Source organism: Cycloclasticus sp. P1, from assembly GCF_000299965.1.
Lineage (GTDB): Bacteria > Pseudomonadota > Gammaproteobacteria > Methylococcales > Cycloclasticaceae > Cycloclasticus > Cycloclasticus pugetii.
Genome location: NC_018697.1, coordinates 322,799 through 344,817, shown reverse-complemented (window position 1 = coordinate 344,817; position 22,019 = coordinate 322,799). Strand labels below are relative to the sequence as shown.

Sequence of the window (22,019 nt, the reverse complement as noted above, 5' to 3'; positions counted from 1 at the left end):
CCTTAACCTAATTTACTGATATCGACAAAGTGACCGGCGGCCGCTGCGGCCGCTGCCATTGCGGGTGACACAAGGTGAGTACGTCCACCTTTGCCTTGACGCCCTTCAAAGTTACGATTTGATGTTGACGCACAACGTTGGCCGTCTTTAAGCTCATCGCCATTCATAGCCAAACACATTGAACAGCCTGGCTCGCGCCATTCCCAACCTGCCTCTTTAAATATTTTATCAATGCCTTCTTTTTCAGCTTGTACTTTCACGTGGAAAGACCCTGGCACGGCTATCGCTGTTACGCCCTCTGCCACGGTTGTGCCTTTTGCCATTTCAGCGGCATCACGAAAATCTTCGATACGGCCATTAGTACATGAACCAATAAACACGTAATCAATGTTGATATCGGTCATTTTGGTTTCTGCTGCCAATCCCATATATTTAAGTGCACTTTCGCAGGCTAAACGCTTGCCCTTATCATCAAAGCTTTCAGGCGTCGGTACTGCACCGTTTACGCCAATAACTTGTTCAGGCGATGTACCCCAAGTAACTTGAGGAGAGATATCTGATGCATTAAGGGTGATAACTTTGTCATATTCTGCACCTTCATCAGTTACCAGTGATTTCCAATACGTTAATGCTTGCTCCCACTGCTCTCCCTTAGGTGCAAACTCTTTACCTTCTAAGAAATCAAATGTTTTTTGATCCGGCGCCACCATGCCTGCACGGGCGCCTGCTTCAATAGCCATATTACAAACAGTCATACGGCCTTCCATCGTTAGCGCTTCAATCGCTTCACCGGCATATTCTATGACGTAACCGGTACCACCCGCTGTGCCTGTTACGCCAATAATCGCTAAGGCAATATCTTTTGCAGTACAGTGTTTAGACAACTTACCGTCCACTTGAACCAACATGGTTTTAGATTTTTGCTGTGGCAAGGTTTGCGTCGCCATCACATGTTCTACTTCTGATGTGCCAATACCAAACGCCAATGCGCCAAACGCACCATGCGTTGCTGTATGGCTATCACCACACACTACGACCATTCCAGGATGAACAAAACCATGCTCTGGCACAACAACATGAATCACACCATTATCTGGGCTTTCCATATCGTACAAATTTAGGCCATTTTCTTCACAGTTCTCTGCCATCGTTTCAATTTGCTTTTTAGCAATTGGGTCAGCAATAGGAAGATCACGATCTTTAGTCGGCACACAATGATCCATTGTCGCCAAAATGCTATGTGGGTTACGCACTGGCCTATTTGCCATGCGAAGGCCTTCAAATGCTTGAGGGCTAGTAACCTCGTGCATTAAGTGCCTGTCTACATATAACAAAGGAGCCTGACCTGGTTCTTGGTGAACAAAGTGGCTTTCCCAAATTTTTTCATACATCGTTTTTTTCATAATTCTTTCCAAGGCTAGTTCTTCAAGCATCTATTCGACAACGAGAAGAAAATGAGAGGCAGCACGCCAAATGAACCGTGTATTTTCGCTAATTTAGTGGTTTTTTGCAATTGGATTAAGCAGATAGCACAAACTTTTACCTAAATACCTTGTTTTCAAGCCCCACTTAATGCACTTAGATACTCTTCGGGCCACTTTTTTATTACCATAAAACCATATAGGCAACCAAACCTATCAACTTTTTCTAGTCACCACTTACTTACATCAGTAAAATCTAATTGAATGTAACAACAAGAATTGCATTGAGTTAACTCTTTACACGTTAAGACCTTCTTTAATCAAACATAATAAAAACTATAGGCAAATACATGACGACTCTTACAGAACAAAACACCAGCAAAAACATCCACATTAAAAATCTCGACATGAACCTACACTATAACGAAGCAGGCAGTGGAGACGAAACCGTCATCATGCTTCACGGTGGTGGACCTGGTGCAGCAGGCTGGAGTAACTTTTCTCGAAATATTGATGCTTTTGCAGAAAAGTATCGCACTATTTTATTAGATTGCCCTGGTTTTAATAAATCTGACGCTGTTATTACAGACCTAGCACGCGATGTACTAAACGCACGTGCTATTAAAGGCCTGATGGATGAGTTAGGTATTGAAAAAGCACACTTAATTGGCAACTCAATGGGCGGTGCCAGCGCACTTAGCTTTTCTCTTGAGTTTCCAGAGCGCCTAGACAAAATGGTATTGATGGGTGCTGGTGGTGGTGGCCAAAGCATGTTCTCACCAATGCCATTAGAGGGTATTAAATTATTGGTCGCTTTATACCAAAACCCATCCCTTGAAGCGTTAAAACGAATGATTGAAGTTTTTGTTTACGATCCTTCATTAATGAGCGACGAACTAATTGAAGGCCGCTTTGAGAATATGATGAGAAAGCCTGAACACCTTGAAAACTTTATGAAAAGCTTTGCCAGTTCTAATATTATTGTCAGTGACTTTACACCCAACCTCGGCAAAATAGCAGCTGAAACATTTATCATTTGGGGTCGTGATGACCGATTCTGCCCTCTTGATCATGGACTTAAATTTTTATGGGGTATTCCTAATGCAGACTTGCACATCCTTAGCAAGTGCGGCCATTGGGCGCAGTGGGAACATGCAGAAAAATTCAACTCATTAACATTAGATTTTTTAGCTCGCTAAAGCAGAAATATTGAACCGCTAGTCATAATGCAGGCGATCAACCGCCAGCTTGAAACCTGCATTAGGCTAGTGCTGTTCAATGCTATACGCTAGAAGAAAAACGATCGGATAAAGCAGGACTATTCCCCACTCGACAGGTCAGACAACACAACAAACCGATCTGCCTTTTGCTAGTAGCGATGAGCGTTTTCGCAACTCAAGTACAGTTGGGAATAGACAGACGCTGATAATTGCCCTGCAGAACTAGGGATAAACCTTGTTACTCTTATAGATAAAAAAACATCCCTAGCTTTTTAATATAAAGCGCTAAGGCGCACCACACTCACTTTGGCATTACAGCGTTAGGCAAAACTCTTTTACCTCATTAACGACGGTTTCTTTAGCATCTAAGTGAACATAATGCCCTGCATCGGGCACAACCTTGACTGATAGCTGGCTGGGTATATGTTTTTTTGACAGATCAAGGTTTGGCAAATACCCAAAACCATCCTCTTTGCCAAAAACCTGCAAGACCGGACAGCTTATTTGTTGCAAATACTGCGTGCAATCCTCAGCTTGGTAAGCCTCACTATTCACTCTATTTATCCAATCATAGAACAAAATATCGAGCCCTTCGCCATGGAATTTAAAGAGCTTTTTTCGAAGGTCGCCATTTTCAAACGCTTCCTTAGCTTCTTGTGCACCGGCTAAACATTGATCATGAATAAGCATTTGCGGAACAATCGATACGACAGCACATACAACCTCTTTGTGCAGGCTTGCTGCAACAAGAGATATAACACCGCCATAACTATGCCCCACTAGAATGACGTCAGTTAAGCCAAAGTGCTTAAAAAGATCAAGCAACGGCTCACCCGCCTCCTCTGCACGCGTGTCATACTCTCGAAACTCAGTTAGCGGCTCAGACTGCCCGTGCCCCCAGCGTTCATAAACAATAACGCATAAACCAGTAGCTTGATGCACTTGTTCGGGGAAATCACGCCACATTTCAATAGAGTCTATGCCACCATGCAAAAAAACCAATGTAGGTGCGTTAGCCTGTATATGACCTATTTGTTGCACACGAAGGCGTCGGTTAGCTGCTTGAATAAAGTGTTCTTGTTTCATAGGCTACACGTTTTATTGAATTAGAAGGAAAGCTGTAATTGACTAATAAACGATGGATAATTAAATTTACCGTCTGTGGGGTCATAGTACGCCAGCTCATTAATAAGCCTTAAGTTTTCATCAAACTGCCAAGTGAATATAGCTTGGTAAACACTACCTTGGTTCATACCGCGAGCTAGTTCATCAGTCGATTTCCCTGTTAACGGTCTAAAGAAAGCTGTTCTAGAGGGGTGCTCATTATCGACATGCTGATACTGTAATGCCCATGCCCAGCCCATGTCTTCAGAGTTCAGCAAATAGGCACGGCTAAGGCCTAAAGTTAAAGCACTAGAACTCAGCGCATTTGTATTATCACCTTGCGTATTAACTGCTAACCCACCTGTGGCATCAGATTTAAATTCTGCCCATGACGCCCATAGCCACCAATGGTGCGCTTGAACATCTGCAAATACGCTAAGCCACTCATTATCTAACTCAACCCCGTTAGGCTGAAATTTTGTATCCAACGTGACGGAATCTAATGATGTACTGTAGGCAGCACCAACGCTGTACGCTAGCGGCCTGTCTTTAAATTGATATTCATCATCACTGGGCGAAATACCGTTTGGGCGGAGCGCAAAGGCGGCTGAAAACAACAAATCGTTATTATCATTATTTAGCGATAAGTCAGGGCTATTAAATAAGCCAAGCGCATAATGTACACGGTTACCAAAATACCCCTTTGAGTTAGTTTCAGGCAGCCCCATATTGCCTTTTCTAATTGTTAACCCACGCGCTCGACCGACAGCCCCGGGTGATAACACCTCGGTAAATTTGCGTTCCACGCTAGCCGATTTATGTGGTCGCCTTGTATAACCGAGTGCAAATTGCTGCCCCACTGTGATACTACCAAGGCTGTCATCAAAGTGCTTCAGACTCACCCAAGCATCCAGTAGTTTTTGCGCGTTTGATAAGCCTACCACTTCGTTAGATGCATCATACTGGAAGCGAAAAGCCACATTGTCACTTGCAAAACCCGTAAAACCTAGACGCGCCCGTCTTAATGTAAAACTATTTGTTCCTTGACGGCCATTTTTAGAGGGAACAAAGGTGTAGCGTGGCTGCGCTAACCCCCAAAATTTAATATTAGGACTCGCCTTGTTAACATTTTTTTTAGTCGCTACGACTAAATTATTAACAGCCGACTTAACACTGGTTTTTTTAGCCACGGAGGGTTTACTCGCTTGCAATTCGGCTTGTTGAGCATGTTGCTTAATGTCCGCCACATCATGTTCGCTTAGTAAGCCTTTTTTTTGAAGGGCTTCAAGAACCGCATTTGCATAGGCATGAGAAGAATCAGCTAAAGCAGGAAGGCTAACAAGCGCCAGCAAAAGGATTGATAATTTTTTTAACATAATCGTTTATAGTTTTTCTTATTATGAGTGATCGGTTTATCCAAACCGAGGTAGTATGTTACACGACTTTTAGTAACTGTAACTGTAGCTAATATCTAAGGTCGTCTCAGCAATGCCAAACTTAACATCCGTCCCTAAAAATGCTGTGTTCTCGGCGGTTAATTCATTACGAAAGGCATGCATAACAGCCAATGACCATTCTGAATGCTCACTGTTTTTATAGCTAAACCCAGCCGTTAAATGTTTAGCTGGCATGGCGGGGGTAATGGGGTTTAGTAACCCAGATCGTCTAGGAATTTGTTCTTCGCCCACGTTTGCACCAGCCCGAAGCGTTATTTTGTCATCAAAAATGTAACGAACACCTAATGAATACGCCGTAATACTTTTCCAACCAAATCCAACGCTGTTTTTTGCACCGAGTAGCCTATCTGCGGAGAAACCGATCATAGGGTTCAGCTCCGAAGCTGTGGGCACTGGGTTTGATAAAGCCTCAATATCTTTGTAGTTAATGCGTGTCACATCAAAAGCAATAGACAGTTGTTTTGAAAAATTAATGGCCAAGCCCACGCCATAATTTGAAGGAATATCAAACTCACCATTGTTAGCAAGCAGGCCAGAATATTTTTTCATCTTAGTCATTTGCATTTTTGGTGCATAGTAGGCGCCAAACTGGTAAGTATCGTTAGGTTTATAAAACCACCCTAATTTAATACCCAGTCCGTAGGACACCTCGTCCCCTCTGTTCGTTAGACTGCCTGCGTCTGACGATACGCCTTGAAAGAAGTCTAAACCTTGCGCACTAAATTTCTGAATACCAAATAAAGGAGATACCCCAATATAGTTATTTGGAGACATTTCATACGTGTAGGTGGTGGCGATAATAAGTTGCGCAAAATCCACCCCTAGATGCCCGTCTGTCGTTATGCTTGGAGCCCCTAAAACACGTTCGGCTGTTTCTGTAAACAAGCGTTTTCTATATGCCGTATTAATCCCACCATTACCGTAAACAGTAACACCCAGTGTGCTTTTATCATTTAATCGTTTATTCCAGCCAAAGTTCGGAACAATCCAATAATCGCGCTGACTATCATCCCGTACTAGCTCATCACAAGCCCCGATACCCCGGCAATCAAATTCGGCGTCACGGGGTAAATAGAGAAAACGAGCGCCAATATCTAAACCTTCTACTTGAGACATGCCGGCAGGGTTAACAGCACCTGTTAAAGTGTCTTCAGGAAAGGCAATCGCGGCTCCGGCCATGCCCGTCATTTTGGCACCGTAAGCAATCGCGAAATAGCCATTGATTGCAGATGCAAAATGGCTAAAGGAGAGCAAAAGAACCCCTACTGAAATCTTAGCTTTGTATGTCATAACATTCCCCTAGGAGTGCTGGGTTAATTGAATTGTTACCACACCATTAATTTCATATAATGAAATAATGCAGGCGATAATATACTAGACTATTCTCTTTTTAAGAACAATTATCTTATGGAAAACCTCAATCGAATGATGATTTTCTACCATGTCGTTGACTTGGGCAGTTTTACTGAGGCCGCTAAAGTGTTGAAAATGGCAAAATCGGCGGTTAGTCGACACGTCACCCTCTTGGAAAAACAAGTTGGTGCAAGGTTGTTAAATCGAACAACTCGTCAACTAAACCTAACTGAGGTTGGGCGAATCTACTTTCAAAGCTGCAAGAAAATCGTAGAAGAGACGCAGTACATGCAAAATGAAATCAGTGTGCTGCAAAACCAGCCCGTTGGCTCATTAAAAATTGCCACAACTAATAGCTTAGGGATTCAATATATTACGCCGTTAATTGTCGAGTTTATGCGTTTATACCCCAAATTAAACATTGAACTAATGCTACAAGACCAAGTGATCGACATGGTTGAAGAAAATATAGACGTGTGTGTTCGCGTGGGCTGGTTACAAAACTCTGACCTTGTCGCAACAAAAGTGGCTGATTCACGCTTGGTATTAGCAGCAAGTCCTAGCTATTTGAAGCAATACGGGCCAATAGTTACACCCAAAGACCTTGAAAAACATGCCTGCGTCATTTTTTCCTTATTGCCTAACCCGACTAAATGGACATTTACCCAAAAAAAGCAAAAAGAAACCGTGTCGGTCGGTGCCATTATAAAAACTAACAATGCAGGCGCTGTTAAAGCTTTACTGTTACAAGGTGCGGGCGCATCTGTCTTGTCTCACTTTATAGTGGCTGAAGATTTACGAGAAGGACGCTTGGTTGAGTTGCTGCCTAATTATGACTTAGGGTCTGCAGGTATTTATTTAGTGTATCAAGAGAAGCAATATAAGCAGTTAAAAATACAGTTATTTAATGACTTTATTAAGAAAAATTTAAAATTGGACTGACAATAAAAATGAAATGCATGGTTAGCAATATCTCACACCAAGGATACGATATTGAATTGATTTATAAAGTGGTATAAACACGCCTGAGCGACCGGATATTTAGGCCACTTTACAAGTCTAGAATCACTTTTCCCATGATAGGTGATACTAGGCGATTTTAATTTTTGGTTATTAAAACCAAAAAATAATGAAAACTAAAAGAGGAAATAATGATGTCTATAAATGTAATATTGAATTTACAAGTTAGTACAGAAAACCGTGAAAAACTATTAAATACATTCGAGGCTATATTACCAGATACACGCGCTTTTAAAGGTTGCCAAGAGATTGTAGTTACTAGTAATGATGATGACCCTTTAAATATTGTGGTGTTAGAAAAATGGGACTCGCGCGAAGACCACAAAAGTTATATGGCTTGGCGCTCAGAGCGCGGAGATTTAGAAAAACTAGGTACTTTATTAACCGCACCACCAACGACTAAATACCTTACACCGACAACAATATAAGCCTTTATTAATACACCGTATGGGGCTGCTTAGTAGCCCCATACTTTTTGCAAGAAAAACGCATCAAAGTAGTAGCGACCTTTCCTTAATTGAAAAGTACGCTATTTAATTTTCCGACACCCTAGAAGCTATCTTTTATAGACTTATTATTTTCAACAAGCACAAAGAACTTAGGGTAGCTTGATTTTAATGACGTAATGATGCGCTCATGTGGTAAGTCAGCAAAAAAACCATAATCGGTAAGATAGTCCATATGCTTTTTATCTTGTTCATTAAATTCGTGCATAAATGGATCATCTACGCCATTGAACCCCAATGACTTAACACCAGACCGTGTACACATTTCGATATTAAAAGCAGGCGTTGCTTTAACCCACTTCCCCTCAAGGTAAAGCACACTATATCCGTGCCACATAAAAACATCGGTTTCCAATAAATCCAATAATTTTTGTGTGCTTAAATGGTTTCTTACATCGGAGAAACCAAGCTGAGCTGGAATGCCAACACTTCAAGCGCATGCGGTTAGAAGTACGGCTTTTGGTGAATTTGAAGCCGTTATGATAGAAAACTGCGGGCATGTTCCACATGTTGAACAACCTGATCTAGTTCCCAAGCGAAGCACAGACTTCCTTAAACGTTTAGCTGTATAAATAAACCACTGACCTGTCGGATGACCTCGACCAAGTTTTAACTATTAGACTGGCTTAATGCACCGTCATGTTACGATTATTTGCATGGGTTAACTGCAACAAAACACCTAGTCAATATGACTTAATCTAATCAACGATATTAAGACTCATGAAAAAAATTATTTATGTTATACCGGGTGTTGCTCTTTGCTGCGGAATGGGTTTCTTAGCAATATTGTTAGCCGCCTATGTTCCGGTAGGTGCTGTTACCTTAGCCATTATACTTGGCCTTATTGTCGGCAACAGTTTACGTATTAATGATCAATTCAAAGCTGGTATTAACTATAGCGAGAAATATTTACTCTCCATTGCTATTGCGCTTTTAGGTGTTCAGCTAAATTTTTCAATTCTAAGTGAATTAGGCTATGCGACCATTTTAATGATCGTGTTTACGATGGGCGTTACTATTTTTTCATCGCTGATATTTGCAAAATGGTTTGGGTTTGATAAACGCTGTGCGTTATTGCTTGGTTTAGGGAATGGCATTTGTGGCAGTTCTGCAGTTGCAGCGACCAAGGATATAGTCGGTGCGAATGAAGAGCAAGTTGGCCTCTCCATTGCCATTGTGAATTTTTTAGGCACCCTTGGCATTTTCCTCCTACCCTTTATTAGCCACTACCTATTAAATTTATCTGAGCTTAATGCAGGTGTATTGATCGGCAACACATTACAAGCTGTAGGGCAAGTTTTAGCTGCCGGGTTTTCAGTAAGTCAAGCAACGGGGGAAGCGGCAACCATCGTTAAAATGGTCAGAATTTTGTTACTTGCCCCAGTAATCCTGATTCTGATCTTCATGTTTTCTCGAGTAAACATGAAAACGAATGAAGACCTCAAAGTCGCCTATAGAATCCCTCTCTTTGTCGTTGGTTTTTTTGGTTTCTCAGTTATCCAAACCTTTGGCTTACTGAAACAAGAACAAGTTGAGCTAGTCAGCACAATGAGCCACTACGCCCTTATTGTCGCCATGTCAGGCATTGGGTTAAAAATTGCCTTTGATGGAATTATTAAAAATGGCAAAAAAACATTGCTTATAGCAAGTGTTATTTTTGGGTTTCAGATAATAATGAGCTCTAGTTTAATCCTTATTTTCTTTAAATAATGAAGCCCTATATTAGCCTTTAAAATTCAATTAATTCAGCCCTTTAAGGTCGAAAAAAATGGCCTGCTAATTACTATCGTTCAGATCTTAGGTGCCTTTGAACCGCTAAGAAAGTATTTTTTTAACGACTCTACCGAGTGGATAGCTTAGGCTTATCTGACGGCATTTCTCAACATGCTCATCAGTACCTTAAGTATTTACGAATACCATCTGATTATTCAAACAAGGCATGCTGATACCCCACTGCAATCGCTTGATAGTATTGGCCGCCCGCCTGGTCTTGGCAGCGGCATAAAGTAGTAGAATCATCGAGCAATAAAAAAGCCCCTTAAATATAAGGGGCTTTAATGCCTAAAATGGAGCTGGTGAGAGGATTCGAACCACCGACCGGCTGATTACAAATCAGCTGCTCTACCGACTGAGCTACACCAGCGTTAGGGGCGGTATTCTAATCCAAATAAAAACGTCGGGCAATGATTAACATGCAATTTTACGAATACTAATGTTTTCGCCTACTTTAAAGCCATCTAAATTGTCCAGTATCGGTGACAGACCATCACTTGTTATAAGTTTTACGCCATAACGATACTTTTTGCGTCTAATAAGTTCGGCTTCAATCGATTTTTCCGACAAGGCCTTCAGTCTCTTTTCAGCACTGTCTGCCGTTGCAAACAAGCCTAATGAAATAATGCCTTTATTTGGACCGCTGGGCACTAACCACAAATCATCGACTCCGATAGCTTTTAATGTCTCAACATTATGCAATGGACGCTCCCCATCACTACGAGAAGGGTAGACAACCCAAAACTCCTCGAGCACTTTTGAGGGCATAACCGACACAGTACTTAAGTGATTGCTTAATGTTTGTGATAATTTCTTCGCTTCGCCCTCATCAGCAAAATCACCGGCCACATAACATTCACTGATAGGCTGTTTCGCTTTGCTCTCCAACAAAACTTGTTTTTCAAGCATCGCAGCCACTTCTTCGTCTCCAACCAACACCAGCGTTTCAAGCTCACTTTCTTTATACAAGGGTGCTTGGTGTTGCTCCAGCCGTTTGGTTTCCACCACGGTGGTTCCCCAGAAAAAGTAAACTACATTTAAAAAAACCAACAATAATAATAAACGTTTCACTGGTATGATTTAGTCACTAGCTGTAAACCCTGTAACACAAGGTCTTTTTCCAATCGAACGTCCTGCCATAAGCCTTCCGCTAAAACAGTTGCATGGCCACCCGTTAAAATAGTTGTTATCGGTTGCTGATGCCTTTCCCCTACATCAACAACTTTTTCTCGTACAAACAGCACCAACATCTGTTCAACACCATACGTAACCGCTTCACTTGTGTTTGTTCCAAGCTGACTAGAATTCGGCGTATCACCTATGTTGATTTTATGTGTGTTGCTTAACAGGCTTTTTCTCATTAATTCAGCGCCTGGAACTATAAAACCACCCAAATGTTGGCCGCTCTCTAATAGAAAGTCCATGGTCAGTGCGGTCCCTGTATCTACAACACATAGCATACCGGTATATTTATGGTGTGCCGCAATCATTGCTAACCAACGGTCCACACCTAATTGCGCGGCATCTTGATAGGCATTAACAACCCCACAAGCTTTACGGGTACTTTCTACAAACGTAGGCGCAGGGTAGAGACGTTCTTTAGCCCAAACCTGCAAGTCACGACAAAATGCTTCAGCAGCCACACTAGACACATAAATATTTGCGAGGCGACTCTCTTTTAACGTTGAAAAACCTTCCCTCAACGTAATTTCGTTACTAAACACGCCTTGATTTAACAAACGCCCTCTTTCAACCAACTGCCATTTAAGCGCTGTATTACCACGGTCTATATAAAGTTCAGACATTAATTACTCGCTTAACCTCAGGCTAACCTCACCTGACATGATTTTTTTCGTTCGGCCATCGGGGGTTAACAATAAGAGCTCTCCGGTCTTTGAGATACCACTCGCAACGCCTTCCTCGTATTGCTCACCAGATAAAATTCGAACCGTTTTATCTCGATAACAATCGTAGTTATTCCATTGCTCAACATGTGGCAATAAACCAGTCTCTTCGTAGCCATGCAGTATACTTAAAACCTCAGCCAGCACATGGGCAGCCAATTTATTTCGCCCCATTTTCTCGCCATACGCATGACACACATCAACCCAAGGCTGGCCAATTTCGCCAGACGACAATTCATTCATTTGATAATTGAGCCCGATGCCGACAATGGCAGTATAACCACCTTGGCTTTCCCCTTGAATTTCTACTAAAATTCCACCCAGTTTTTTACCTTCCCATAGAATATCATTTGGCCATTTCAGGCCATGACCATTTAAACCGAGGCTTTTGAGCGCACGACAAACAGCAACCCCGCACGCCAAACTCAGCCCCGATAAGGCCGATATCCCGCCCTTAAAGTTCCACAAAAAAGAAATGTATAGGTTTTGCCCATATGGAGACACCCATGATCTGCCTAATCGTCCTCGGCCCATTGTCTGCATTTCAGCCATACAAACTGACCCATTGGGTAAAGGCGTTAGTTGGTGTTTCTCAACGATGGCTTGGTTAGTCGATGCGCACACATCTAATACATCGAGCTGCTTCAACAAGGCTCTGTGTTCACTAGATAAGCAGGTAAGAATACGTTGTTTATCCAACAACTCTATTGCTAATTTTAAGCGCGTGCCTTTTCCTTTTACAGCATGGAAGTCAAAGCCTGCTGTTTCGAGTGTTTTGAGGTAATTCCAAATGGAAGCACGACTAACATTTAACTCATCGGCTAGCTGCTGCCCAGAAAAAAACTGACCATCTGCCATGCGTTTTATTATCGCTTTATGAATTTCAAGTAGTTCCATTAAAAAGGATTACAGCTTCGTGCAATTTACTGAAGATAGATTTAAAAAATATAGTCTACGTTAGTCGCTTTGCTCACGTATATCATTCATCTGCTTTTTAACGATATGACGAATTAACAAATCCCTATTTTCATCGCCCAGCTGGCTATACTCAACAGCAACCTTGAACTGATCGCTATCTTGCTCACAAGAAACGACCTTTGAGAAAGTTTTTATGCTGGCTAGAGAGGGCGTTAAAATAAACTTTATCTCAACAATATCCCCTATATTCAGCGCATTACTTACCGCAAATGAAACACCCGAGGCACTGATATTAACCGGCTGAATCGTTTTTACAAACAGCTCATCGGTACCCATTATTATATGATGCGCTAATAAATTAATTTTAGCTTCTATAAAAGAAAAGTAACGCGCCACTTCAGGCGACTCTTTTTCTACATGGCGAAAATGTATCCGAGACACTTCATTCATTTTCTCCAACTCATTGGCTAGAGAGGCTGGCTCAACCTCATTCCTTTTAAGACCATCGGCTTTAGTCATTTCGTCGTTAGAAATAACGCGATAACTTATCGCCACTTCATCGTCTATTCTAAAAAAACGTCTACGCTCTTGTCCGGCATCTTGGCTCATTATTGTTTCACCACGTCTAGTATGGGGTTACTTAAATCTTGGGGCATTTCACCTTGAATTAAAATAATTTCGACACGCCTATTTAGCGCTCTACCCTCAGGGGTCTCGTTATCAGATAGCGGCACTGTATCTGCATGACCTTCAATGATCAGTCTTTTTTCATCCACCGTTCCATCGGTTAGCAGTGTTTGCGCGACAGTTACGGCACGTGCCGCTGACAGTTCCCAATTAGACCGATACAAGCCCGCCTTAATGGGAATATTATCCGTATGGCCTGCAACAGTCACTGTACCAACACTACCATTAACAACCGCTGTAATTTTATCCATTATGGGTAAAAACTCTGGGTTAAATTCCGCACTACCTGAGGAGAACGAACCATTTTCATGAATTCTAATAACTACCCGGTCAAGGTCGGTTTCCACACTCACCATATTTTGGTCAATTTCTTCGACCATAAACTCTCTAATTTCTTCGGCTAATTTTTCAGCATCCTTAATTTTTTGCTCAGTGGCTTCAACATACTCCGTCACGATTTTCGCTTTTGCCTCAACCTCTTCTTGTTTTTTAGCATCCTCTTTTTTCGTTGTGTCTGAGTCAGACTCTGAGTCTTTGCCTAAAAACTCTCTTTCCGAGTCGGTTGTTTGCTGCCGCACCTCATCTAAAATGGTTGGGTCACCCGCCGCCGGGCTAAAGTGCTGTGCAACCACACTGGTCCCTTTAACTATTTCATAAGCAACCACCTGTCTTTGCACCCCAAACGCATCATTTAAAGAGTCTGCCATTTTCTTAAAGCGGTTTGCATCCATGGTTGCCATTGATAATAACAATACGAAAAAGCACATCAATAATGACATTAAGTCGGCAAAGGTCCCCATCCATGCTGGCAGCCCTTCTTCACATTTTGGACAATTATCATCACTCATGTTGAATCACTGTCTGCATTATTATTCGACCTCTTCAGGCTCACCCACTGACGATCGTTGACTTTCAGGTAAATACGTTTTGAGCAACGTTTCTAAAACACGTGGGTTCATACCTTCTTGAATACTTTGAATGGTTTCTAAAATTAATACTTTATTGAGTCGCTCATTATGGCTAATACCCGCCAATTTAGCCGACATCGGCAATGCAAACGCATTAGCGATAACCGCACCATACAAAGTGGTTAGTAAGGCCACGGCCATTGCCGGACCAATTGCCGCTGGATCAGACATGTTTGCGAGCATTTGCACCAAGCCAACCAAGGTTCCAATCATCCCCATCGCTGGCGCCATATCACCGACCGCCTTCCACATATTCTGACCAACTTCATGGCGACCAATCGCTAAGTCCATATCTCGACCTAATAACTTTTGCACCATCGCTGCGTCATGACCATCTACACAAAGACTCAAGCCTCGTTTGAGGAATTCGTTATCCACCTCTTGATCTTCTAACGCCAACAGTCCATTTTTACGGGCCACATCAGACAGCTCCACTGCCTGCTTGATGAGATCAACAGGGTTATCATTTTTATTCATGAAGGCTTTAATAGCCACTTTAAACGAACTCAAAAATTCCGAGATCGACAACTGCATCAAAGTCACCATGAAGGTGCCAACTACTACGATCAAAACAGACGGCACATCAACAAACATCATGATATCTCCGCCTGTTGCAATGGCGGCAATAATAATGCCCAAACCACCCACAAAACCTATTAACGTCGCTAAATCCAAAACTCTTCCCTTATTTAATTCTCATTTATACCGTCAATAATCGGCAAGGTAACAATGAAACTTTAGCAGATAAAATACGTTTATGGCGAAGCTCTCCCATAAAACAAGCGTGCTCTACGCAAAAACACGCTTATTATCTATTCATCCGTGCCTGTTTGCCCTATCTGCTAAAACTTTTCTCCTTCATAAAGAAAGCAAGCTCCTAAGCAAAAATCCCTTTGAGTATGAAAAAGAAAACAATTGCCAGCACGCCGCCAACCGGCAAGGTAATAATCCAAGACATAAAAATACCACGAACGACACTCATATTAAGTGACGAAATACCGCGCGCCATACCAACACCTAAAACCGCCCCCACCATTGTATGTGTTGTTGAGATAGGCAAACCCATACCTGAGGCTAACACAACTGTTGAAGCCGCTGAGATAGTACAACAAAACCCACGGCTTGGTGTTAATTCGGTAATCTTCGAGCCAACTGTTTCAATAACCTTACGGCCATACATTGCCAGACCCAATACAATACCAACACCTCCGACTAAGAGTATCCACATTGGTAAGGCCGATTTCTGTGATAACTCACCGGTATCAATAATACTATTAATTGCCGCTAATGGGCCGATAGCATTTGCCACATCATTTGAGCCATGTGCAAAGGCCATTGCACAAGCGGTAATAACCATCAAGGAGCCGAATATTTTTTCGACGTTTGCATAATGGAAATCACGGTCCGCGCTCGCATCAAACTTTACACGACTCACTAAATACTTACCTAATATCGTTGTTAGCACACCAAAGCCCAGTGCTACCGCAATCGAGTCCGTCATGGATAAATCTAGTCCCACATGTTTTAAGCCTTTCATAATGGTGACCAATGTGAGCATAAAGCCAACCAAAAAGACATAATAAGGAACATAACGCTTAGCGTTTTCGAACGGTTTTTCTGTATCTAGAATAATCGTTTGAACAGACCTAAATAACATATATGAAATAGCCCCCGCCAATAATGGAGAGGTGACCCAGCTCATCACGATTGTACCGAGCTTGCCCCAGTACACCGCATCCATACTCATACCTACAATCGCAAAGCCGACAATAGAGCCAACAATCGAATGCGTTGTTGAAACTGGCCAGCCTTTAAATGAAGCAACCAGTAACCAAGTTCCCGCTGCCAGTAGCGCTGCGAGCATACCAAAAATCAAAATCTCGGGGGTTGCACCCAAATCGCTAACATCGACAATTCCTTTTCGAATCGTAGAGGTAACCTGCCCACCCGCTAAAATAGCCCCTGAAAATTCAAAAATGGCTGCAATAATAACAGCCTGTTTAATAGTAATCGCTTTAGAGCCAACCGATGTTGCCATCGCATTCGCCACATCATTCGCACCAATGCCCCACGCCATAAATAGGCCGAAAACAATCGCTAATACCAAATAAGTAGTTCCGTAATCCATTGTCCCTTCCCCTTATTTAGCCAACATCAATTGAAAGCGACGACCGACACGCTCAGCATCATCGGCAATATCGGCAATAGATTCTATAATCCGATACATAAACATCACATCTACCGCATATAACTCTTTTTCGACCGCAAACAAATCAGCACGCAAATCAACCTGAATCCGATCCGTAGCCGACTCCAAATTATCTAACTCGGTCAACATATCCTCAACCACATGCACCGCGTGGCCTCTAAAACCCGTTTCTACCAACTCATCTAGCTCATTGACCACTTTCAATGCTTGATGACACGTTTCGACTGTCGCTCTCACCAGCTCAATAGCGCGTTTACTTGCTTGCTCTGGAAACTTAAGTTGGCGACCAACAACAATACCGGCTATATCTCTGGCACGGTTTGCTAATAAGTCTTGCACACGCAATGCATCCAACAAGTCTTGACGTGCAATAGGCATAAATAAGCCCGTCGGCAAATGCTCACGAAGAAAGTGCTTCTTATCATCGGCGTCTTGCTCTAACTCAGCAATTTGGTGATACACTTTTTCTACCGATTCTGTATCCCCTTTGCTCATGAATTCAAACAAATCGACTAATTTAGAAACACATTCGTCAACAAGTGCCATATGTTCCTGTATTGGCGCCACTGGAGAAGTACCAAACAGACCGGTAATATAGTTTTTAGAAGCCATATTTTTATTAATATTTAATTTAGAAAGAATGTCGGCATTTTGCATCAATCTGACCAGTATTGCCAAAACTATTGTTTCCACATCACAAAAAAAGCCCAGACATGAATGCCTGGGCTTATAAAACTATTGCGCAAATGCCATTAAGGCACTGCTGATCAAAGCATAACGCTAGAATTTAGCTTTTAGGTCAATTTGCCATATATCTGAATCTAAATCACCGTTTAATTGGCCAACTTCAGAGTCTATATAGGTTGTTCCAACACTGAAATTTTTATCAATCTTGTACGATAACTTCCAGCGATTACCTTCAGAGTCGGTACGTCCACCCGCGAAGTCAGAATCATTAAAAGCGCCGTTTACAGCGTTTAACTCTGTTTCACGATAATCATAACTGGCTTTCCAGCGACCCATTTTAGTTTCAACACCTAACAACCATGCGGTGTCTTCACCATCGTTTAAGCCATCTGCATCACCATTTACAACATACTGGCCATAAACTGTTAGAGGCAAACCGGCATTAATATTAAGTGAACCAAATATTTCTTGCAGACTATATTTTGTTGAATCATTACCGCCGCCACTTGTAAAGGCACCTGCTTTGTTTGCATCGTAATCATAAATACTTCCACCTAACATCGCTTTAGCACCTGCCACATTAAATTTAGCAGTCAATTGTCCATAGCGCATCGTTTGATCTTCGTCAAAGCTATAGCCATCAATATCATCTAAGACAAAGTGACCAACTGACCCTATAATTTCTGCACCCGCCAATTTAGCTGTGTAACGAGCTGCACCACCTTCTGGGTTCACATCACCATCCCATACAAGGCCACCAGATACCTGTTCCCATGGTTGTTTGATCTTACCACCCATCAAATCTAAGCCACTAAGAGGCGTCCAATTAATATACGCCCTATCAAAGTAAACCGTATCATTTTCAAAGCCATCACCTAATGTCTCATTCGTGGATGTTGCGCCACCATTAGAGGCCATTCTGACACCTGCGGTTACTGTATCAGTCACTTGACCTTCTACGGCTATACGCGCGCGATAGCGCTGACGATCTTCACGCTTTGAAGAACCATTTGTATCATTACGAAACTCTTGGCGTAATCGTAAATCACCCTTCACTTTAAGCTTACCTGCCCATGCCATTTTCTTAAGCATTTCGTCTGAAGGTTTGTTTTGCTTATTCATCATGTTTGACATAGTCAGCTCTGTATACTGATCTTCTGTAATAGCACCATTAGCTTTTAAGATGTCTAATAATTCCTTATCCACCGCAAATGAGGCCGGTGCCAATACAATTGAAGCGCCCAATAATGTCGCTTTAATCGCCACAGATAATTTAGTTTGTTTCATTTTTAATCCCTTGTTATTTAATAAATATCTTTAACTCGGGCGCATATTAAAGGGGCTAAATGACAATGGTGTGACAGCCAGATGACAATTGTTGTTTTTTGCCTTTTCACAACAAAAAGCCCGCCATAAGGCGGGCTTTTAAAACGTAGACAATCATTTAGTTTACAAGTGTTTTTCTAACTCTTTTACTTCAACGTGTCTAACATCTTTGCCTTTAACAAGGTAAATAACGTATTCACAAATATTACAAGCACGATCACCAATGCGCTCTAGAGCTCGTGATGACCATAATAGATCAATTGCTACCGGAATTTTTCTCGGATCTTCCATCATATAAGTGATTTGTTGGCGGACCAAATTTTCATAATCCTTATCCACTTTTTTATCGACTTGAATGACATTAAACGACTCATCAACATCTCGACGTGCGAACGCGTCTAATGCCTTGTTCAGCATGCCTATCACACGGGTCGACATCTGCTCGATGCTATCAAACTGTTCAGGGAAGGCGCCCCGTTTAGAAATATCAATCGCTTGCCTAGCAATACGCTTTGCCTCATCGCCCATTCTTTCTAGATCACTGGTTGTTTTGATAATAGCCATTATCAAACGCAAGTCCGTTGCCGTAGGCTGCCTCATTACGATAATACTGTTGCACATTTCATCAATGTCAACATCAAACGTGTTCACCTTCAAGTCATCCTCGATGACCTCTTCCGCCATTTCTTTATCGCCCGCCAATAGCGCCTTAACCGACTTTTCAATTTGCTGAACGACTAAACCACCCATGTTCAGCACACTGCTCGTCACCTCTTCAACGTCTTCATCGAACTTATGTGAAATATGTTCCCCTGTAGTCATATTGCCCCCTTAGCCAAATCGACCACTAATGTAGTCTTCAGTTTGCTTTTGTGATGGTTTCATAAAAATGGTTTTTGTTTCATCGTACTCAATCATTTCACCCAAATACATAAACCCTGTGTAATCTGAAATGCGCGCCGCCTGCTGCATATTATGTGTCACGATGCAGATACTATATTGCTCACGAAGAACAGAAATCATTTCCTCAATCGCTAAGGTTGAAATAGGGTCTAACGCACTGGTGGGCTCATCAAATAAAATAACCTCTGGTTTTAATGCAATCGCCCGTGCAATACATAAGCGTTGCTGCTGCCCACCACTCAGACCACGTGCATCATGGCCCAATCGGTTTTTCGCCTCATCCCATAAGGCCGCATCACGTAAAGACTGCTCCACCACCTCTTGAAGCTCGGCGCGTTTTTTAACGCCAGAAAGTCTTAAACCATAAGCAATATTCTCAAAAATCGTCATTGGAAACGGTGTTGGTTTTTGAAAAATCATACCGACTCGTTGGCGTAACCGAATCAATTCTGCTTCTTTTTTCAGGTCTAAAATATTTGTGTACGTTTTGCTATCTCCATTCAAAAGGTTAATAACACCGTCATAGCGATGACCAGGGTATAAATCATGAATACGGTTCATACCACGTAGCAAAGTCGATTTGCCACAGCCGCTAGGGCCGATTAACGCGGTTACTTTATTCTTTTCAATTGGCAACGAAATAGCTTTTAGCGATGGTTCACTTGCACCACTATAAGTAAACGTTAAGTCTTTAACTTCCATCATATTCTTCATTAGTTTGCTCTCTTTTTATTGCTAGCATAACGGCCAAGCAAATTAATTATTAATACCATTGCCGTTAACAAAAAGGCCCCTGTCCAGCCTAACTGAATCATTTTATCGTCTGGCATTGTTGCAAGGTTATAGATAGACACTGTTAACGACGGGAATGTGCTCGTTAAGTCTGTTGACCAAAATTCACTCGAACCACTGGTATAAATCAAAGGCGCCGTTTCCCCCACTACCCGAGCAAAAGCTAACAAAATCCCCGTTAAAATACCGGCCTTGGCATAACGCACGACAATGTTCATCGTCACATGGTACTTAGATGCGCCAATGGCGATACCTGCTTCGCGAAGTTCTGTCGGCACAAGGTTTAACATATCGTCTGTTGTCCTAACAATAATAGGTACCATTAAGATAAACAGCGCTAAAACACCGGCCCAACCACTGGTATGCCCCGTAGGCACAACAACAATTGCATAAACAAATGTACCCACAACAATCGAAGGCGCCGACATCATGACATCGCTGAGGTCACGTAAAAACTCTGTACTTTTTGAATTACCGCCATACTCTTGCAAGTAAATACCCGCGAGAATACCCACTGGAATACCGATCAGTGTCGCTATACCAGACATCATTATTTGGCCGACGATTACATTACGTAACCCTCCCTCAATCAGGTCTTTTGTAAACACATCCCAGCTGAGTCCTTGCAAACCTTTTGAGCACAAGGTGAACAAAATCCAGCCTAAAAAAAGTAACCCTACTACTGCGGCCAAGCTGGAGAAGACAATAAACACGCGATTCATCATTAAACGCATTATTTTTTCCTCAAGAAGTAAAATTTAGCGCTCGCTATCACAATAAAGCTTAGGACAAATAATATAAGCGCCAAATAAAATAAGACAGATAAGCTCAACCCACTTGATTCTGCAAAGCTATTTGCCAACACCACTGGGATTGAGTTAGTCGGGTCGGTTACTTTTTTGGCAAATTGATACACGCCCCCAATAACAAAGGCTACTGCCATCGTTTCGCCCAACGCTCGGCCAAATGACAATATTATGGAGCCTATAATGCCCGACCGCGCATAAGGAAAAACAACATCTTTTATGACCTCTAATTTAGTCGCCCCCATCGCATACGCTGATTCTTTCAGCATATCAGGCACGGTCGTTATCGCATCTCGACTTAAAGCCGCCATAAAAGGTATAACCATAATTCCAAGTACCAGCCCCGCAACCAACAATGACACTGTATTTCCACCAAACAGAGCCGCGATGAATGGGCCAAAGTAGAACAGCCCCCACATGCCATAAATGATACTGGGGATAGAAGCCAACAACTCAATCGCTATGCCAACAGGCTTGGCGACTGCAGCAGGCGCGATTTCAGATAGAAAAACAGCAATGCCCATTGCTATAGGCACTGAAAACAACATTGCGATAAGCGTTGAGAAAACCGTACCAACAATAGGGACTAATGCACCATAAACCTCTCTCGAGGTCTTGTCTTCAGAGTCCATATCGTCATCGGTAATAAAATCTTCATCGTCGAAGATAAAATCCTCTTCATCTTCAATAAAGTCATCTTCTAAAGGTTGCTCTTTGTCCGCCTTTAATGACTCTAACTCGGCTAATTGGGCAGGCGACAACTCAAGCTTTTCTTCTTCGCCCCAACGAGATTCAAACAAAAACTTAACCCCAAACTCTTCTATCGCCGGTTTCGCTGATAAATAAAGAACCAGCGTTGTAGCCGCTAAGATAACAAAAACTAAGCTAGCGCTTAATTGAGCAATTTTTCTAAAAAATAATTCCATTACGCCCTCTGGGACAAACAAAAACCTTCTCAACAACCT

General features: G+C 42.2%; 23 protein-coding genes and 1 tRNA gene. 5 read left to right on the top strand and 19 right to left on the bottom strand.

The genetic code is table 11. The features are described 5' to 3' along the window. Positions 1-2 precede the first annotated feature (2 nt). On the bottom strand, positions 3-1,433 hold the full coding sequence (leuC, locus tag Q91_RS01675; protein WP_015005143.1) for a 3-isopropylmalate dehydratase large subunit: 1,431 nt from the start codon (positions 1,431-1,433) through the stop codon (positions 3-5). Positions 1,434-1,771: 338 nt separating this feature from the next. Between leuC and Q91_RS01670 the strand changes: the two genes are divergently transcribed. Continuing rightward, a complete protein-coding gene (locus tag Q91_RS01670) occupies positions 1,772-2,620 on the top strand; it encodes an alpha/beta fold hydrolase (RefSeq protein ID WP_015005142.1) in 849 nt (282 codons plus the stop codon). A gap of 333 nt (positions 2,621-2,953) precedes the next feature. Here the strand turns inward: Q91_RS01670 and Q91_RS01665 are convergent, their stop codons facing one another. From Q91_RS01665 to Q91_RS01655, 3 genes are all read right to left on the bottom strand, one after another. Beyond that, a complete protein-coding gene (locus tag Q91_RS01665) occupies positions 2,954-3,727 on the bottom strand; it encodes an alpha/beta fold hydrolase (RefSeq protein WP_015005141.1) in 774 nt (257 codons plus the stop codon). A 20-nt stretch (positions 3,728-3,747) separates the two neighbouring features. Next, complete coding sequence (locus Q91_RS01660; RefSeq protein WP_015005140.1) at positions 3,748-5,121, bottom strand: porin; 1,374 nt, start codon at positions 5,119-5,121, stop codon at positions 3,748-3,750. A gap of 69 nt (positions 5,122-5,190) precedes the next feature. Continuing rightward, positions 5,191-6,492 (bottom strand): OmpP1/FadL family transporter, encoded by a 1,302-nt coding sequence (locus tag Q91_RS01655; RefSeq protein ID WP_015005139.1) that lies wholly within the window; start codon positions 6,490-6,492, stop codon positions 5,191-5,193. 117 nt (positions 6,493-6,609) lie between these two features. Between Q91_RS01655 and Q91_RS01650 the strand changes: the two genes are divergently transcribed. Together Q91_RS01650 and Q91_RS01645 are read left to right on the top strand one after the other, a co-directional pair. Then, a complete protein-coding gene (locus tag Q91_RS01650) occupies positions 6,610-7,497 on the top strand; it encodes a LysR family transcriptional regulator (protein WP_015005138.1) in 888 nt (295 codons plus the stop codon). A gap of 209 nt (positions 7,498-7,706) precedes the next feature. Continuing rightward, positions 7,707-8,003: a putative quinol monooxygenase gene (locus Q91_RS01645; protein WP_238538348.1), complete on the top strand. Its 297-nt coding sequence runs from the start codon at positions 7,707-7,709 to the stop codon at positions 8,001-8,003. Between the two features lie 121 nt (positions 8,004-8,124). Here the strand turns inward: Q91_RS01645 and Q91_RS01640 are convergent, their stop codons facing one another. Beyond that, entirely contained in the window at positions 8,125-8,445 is a 321-nt protein-coding gene (locus tag Q91_RS01640) for a hypothetical protein (RefSeq protein WP_015005136.1), read from the bottom strand. A gap of 55 nt (positions 8,446-8,500) precedes the next feature. Between Q91_RS01640 and Q91_RS11545 the strand changes: the two genes are divergently transcribed. Beyond that, the gene (locus tag Q91_RS11545; RefSeq protein WP_015005135.1) at positions 8,501-8,653 is read left to right on the top strand and encodes an alpha/beta hydrolase; all 153 of its coding nucleotides are present in this window, start codon (positions 8,501-8,503) and stop codon (positions 8,651-8,653) included. Positions 8,654-8,801: 148 nt separating this feature from the next. Next, the gene (locus Q91_RS01635) at positions 8,802-9,791 is read left to right on the top strand and encodes a YeiH family protein (RefSeq protein WP_015005134.1); all 990 of its coding nucleotides are present in this window, start codon (positions 8,802-8,804) and stop codon (positions 9,789-9,791) included. A 357-nt stretch (positions 9,792-10,148) separates the two neighbouring features. Here Q91_RS01635 and Q91_RS01630 read toward each other — a convergent pair. From Q91_RS01630 to pstC, 14 genes are all read right to left on the bottom strand, one after another. Beyond that, positions 10,149-10,224 (bottom strand) — tRNA-Thr (locus Q91_RS01630). Between the two features lie 44 nt (positions 10,225-10,268). Then, on the bottom strand, positions 10,269-10,862 hold the full coding sequence (locus Q91_RS01625) for a hypothetical protein (protein ID WP_238538347.1): 594 nt from the start codon (positions 10,860-10,862) through the stop codon (positions 10,269-10,271). Positions 10,863-10,921: 59 nt separating this feature from the next. Next, complete coding sequence (locus Q91_RS01620) at positions 10,922-11,659, bottom strand: type III pantothenate kinase (protein WP_015005131.1); 738 nt, start codon at positions 11,657-11,659, stop codon at positions 10,922-10,924. 3 nt (positions 11,660-11,662) lie between these two features. Continuing rightward, the gene (gene birA / locus Q91_RS01615; protein WP_015005130.1) at positions 11,663-12,655 is read right to left on the bottom strand and encodes a bifunctional biotin--[acetyl-CoA-carboxylase] ligase/biotin operon repressor BirA; all 993 of its coding nucleotides are present in this window, start codon (positions 12,653-12,655) and stop codon (positions 11,663-11,665) included. A 60-nt stretch (positions 12,656-12,715) separates the two neighbouring features. Then, entirely contained in the window at positions 12,716-13,285 is a 570-nt protein-coding gene (locus Q91_RS01610; RefSeq protein WP_015005129.1) for a PilZ domain-containing protein, read from the bottom strand. Next, complete coding sequence (locus Q91_RS01605) at positions 13,285-14,211, bottom strand: MotB family protein (protein ID WP_015005128.1); 927 nt, start codon at positions 14,209-14,211, stop codon at positions 13,285-13,287. The genes Q91_RS01610 and Q91_RS01605 overlap by 1 nt, the downstream gene beginning before the upstream one ends. Before the next feature lie 21 nt (positions 14,212-14,232). Continuing rightward, positions 14,233-15,006, bottom strand: a complete 774-nt coding sequence (gene pomA, locus Q91_RS01600) for a flagellar motor protein PomA (protein ID WP_015005127.1) — start codon at positions 15,004-15,006, stop codon at positions 14,233-14,235. 202 nt (positions 15,007-15,208) lie between these two features. Next, on the bottom strand, positions 15,209-16,459 hold the full coding sequence (locus Q91_RS01595) for an inorganic phosphate transporter (RefSeq protein WP_015005126.1): 1,251 nt from the start codon (positions 16,457-16,459) through the stop codon (positions 15,209-15,211). Between the two features lie 12 nt (positions 16,460-16,471). Continuing rightward, positions 16,472-17,233, bottom strand: coding sequence for a TIGR00153 family protein (locus tag Q91_RS01590; protein WP_223253195.1), 762 nt, complete (start codon positions 17,231-17,233; stop codon positions 16,472-16,474). Between the two features lie 87 nt (positions 17,234-17,320). Beyond that, the gene (locus tag Q91_RS01585; RefSeq protein WP_015005124.1) at positions 17,321-18,514 is read right to left on the bottom strand and encodes a putative porin; all 1,194 of its coding nucleotides are present in this window, start codon (positions 18,512-18,514) and stop codon (positions 17,321-17,323) included. A 162-nt stretch (positions 18,515-18,676) separates the two neighbouring features. After that, positions 18,677-19,375 carry a phosphate signaling complex protein PhoU gene (phoU, locus tag Q91_RS01580; RefSeq protein WP_015005123.1) on the bottom strand — a complete coding sequence of 233 codons (699 nt, stop codon included), beginning with the start codon at positions 19,373-19,375 and terminating at the stop codon, positions 18,677-18,679. Between the two features lie 9 nt (positions 19,376-19,384). After that, the gene (pstB, locus tag Q91_RS01575; protein WP_015005122.1) at positions 19,385-20,170 is read right to left on the bottom strand and encodes a phosphate ABC transporter ATP-binding protein PstB; all 786 of its coding nucleotides are present in this window, start codon (positions 20,168-20,170) and stop codon (positions 19,385-19,387) included. After that, positions 20,170-20,982 carry a phosphate ABC transporter permease PstA gene (gene pstA / locus Q91_RS01570; RefSeq protein WP_015005121.1) on the bottom strand — a complete coding sequence of 271 codons (813 nt, stop codon included), beginning with the start codon at positions 20,980-20,982 and terminating at the stop codon, positions 20,170-20,172. Before pstA ends, pstB begins: the two co-directional genes overlap by 1 nt. After that, positions 20,982-21,980, bottom strand: a complete 999-nt coding sequence (gene pstC, locus Q91_RS01565; RefSeq protein WP_015005120.1) for a phosphate ABC transporter permease subunit PstC — start codon at positions 21,978-21,980, stop codon at positions 20,982-20,984. Before pstC ends, pstA begins: the two co-directional genes overlap by 1 nt. Positions 21,981-22,019 lie beyond the last annotated feature (39 nt).

What these genes read in the sequence shown, in the direction of transcription:
- leuC (WP_015005143.1), bottom strand. Translation starts at nt 1,433, where the DNA reads ATGCTTGAAGAACTAGCCTTGGAAAGAATTATGAAAAAAACGATGTAT.
- Q91_RS01670 (WP_015005142.1), top strand. Translation starts at nt 1,772, where the DNA reads ATGACGACTCTTACAGAACAAAACACCAGCAAAAACATCCACATTAAA.
- Q91_RS01665 (WP_015005141.1), bottom strand. Translation starts at nt 3,727, where the DNA reads ATGAAACAAGAACACTTTATTCAAGCAGCTAACCGACGCCTTCGTGTG.
- Q91_RS01660 (WP_015005140.1), bottom strand. Translation starts at nt 5,121, where the DNA reads ATGTTAAAAAAATTATCAATCCTTTTGCTGGCGCTTGTTAGCCTTCCT.
- Q91_RS01655 (WP_015005139.1), bottom strand. Translation starts at nt 6,492, where the DNA reads ATGACATACAAAGCTAAGATTTCAGTAGGGGTTCTTTTGCTCTCCTTT.
- Q91_RS01650 (WP_015005138.1), top strand. Translation starts at nt 6,610, where the DNA reads ATGGAAAACCTCAATCGAATGATGATTTTCTACCATGTCGTTGACTTG.
- Q91_RS01645 (WP_238538348.1), top strand. Translation starts at nt 7,707, where the DNA reads ATGATGTCTATAAATGTAATATTGAATTTACAAGTTAGTACAGAAAAC.
- Q91_RS11545 (WP_015005135.1), top strand. Translation starts at nt 8,501, where the DNA reads ATGCCAACACTTCAAGCGCATGCGGTTAGAAGTACGGCTTTTGGTGAA.
- Q91_RS01635 (WP_015005134.1), top strand. Translation starts at nt 8,802, where the DNA reads ATGAAAAAAATTATTTATGTTATACCGGGTGTTGCTCTTTGCTGCGGA.
- Q91_RS01620 (WP_015005131.1), bottom strand. Translation starts at nt 11,659, where the DNA reads ATGTCTGAACTTTATATAGACCGTGGTAATACAGCGCTTAAATGGCAG.
- birA (WP_015005130.1), bottom strand. Translation starts at nt 12,655, where the DNA reads ATGGAACTACTTGAAATTCATAAAGCGATAATAAAACGCATGGCAGAT.
- Q91_RS01610 (WP_015005129.1), bottom strand. Translation starts at nt 13,285, where the DNA reads ATGAGCCAAGATGCCGGACAAGAGCGTAGACGTTTTTTTAGAATAGAC.
- Q91_RS01605 (WP_015005128.1), bottom strand. Translation starts at nt 14,211, where the DNA reads ATGAGTGATGATAATTGTCCAAAATGTGAAGAAGGGCTGCCAGCATGG.
- Q91_RS01595 (WP_015005126.1), bottom strand. Translation starts at nt 16,459, where the DNA reads ATGGATTACGGAACTACTTATTTGGTATTAGCGATTGTTTTCGGCCTA.
- Q91_RS01585 (WP_015005124.1), bottom strand. Translation starts at nt 18,514, where the DNA reads ATGAAACAAACTAAATTATCTGTGGCGATTAAAGCGACATTATTGGGC.
- phoU (WP_015005123.1), bottom strand. Translation starts at nt 19,375, where the DNA reads ATGACTACAGGGGAACATATTTCACATAAGTTCGATGAAGACGTTGAA.
- pstB (WP_015005122.1), bottom strand. Translation starts at nt 20,170, where the DNA reads ATGAAGAATATGATGGAAGTTAAAGACTTAACGTTTACTTATAGTGGT.
- pstA (WP_015005121.1), bottom strand. Translation starts at nt 20,982, where the DNA reads ATGCGTTTAATGATGAATCGCGTGTTTATTGTCTTCTCCAGCTTGGCC.
- pstC (WP_015005120.1), bottom strand. Translation starts at nt 21,980, where the DNA reads ATGGAATTATTTTTTAGAAAAATTGCTCAATTAAGCGCTAGCTTAGTT.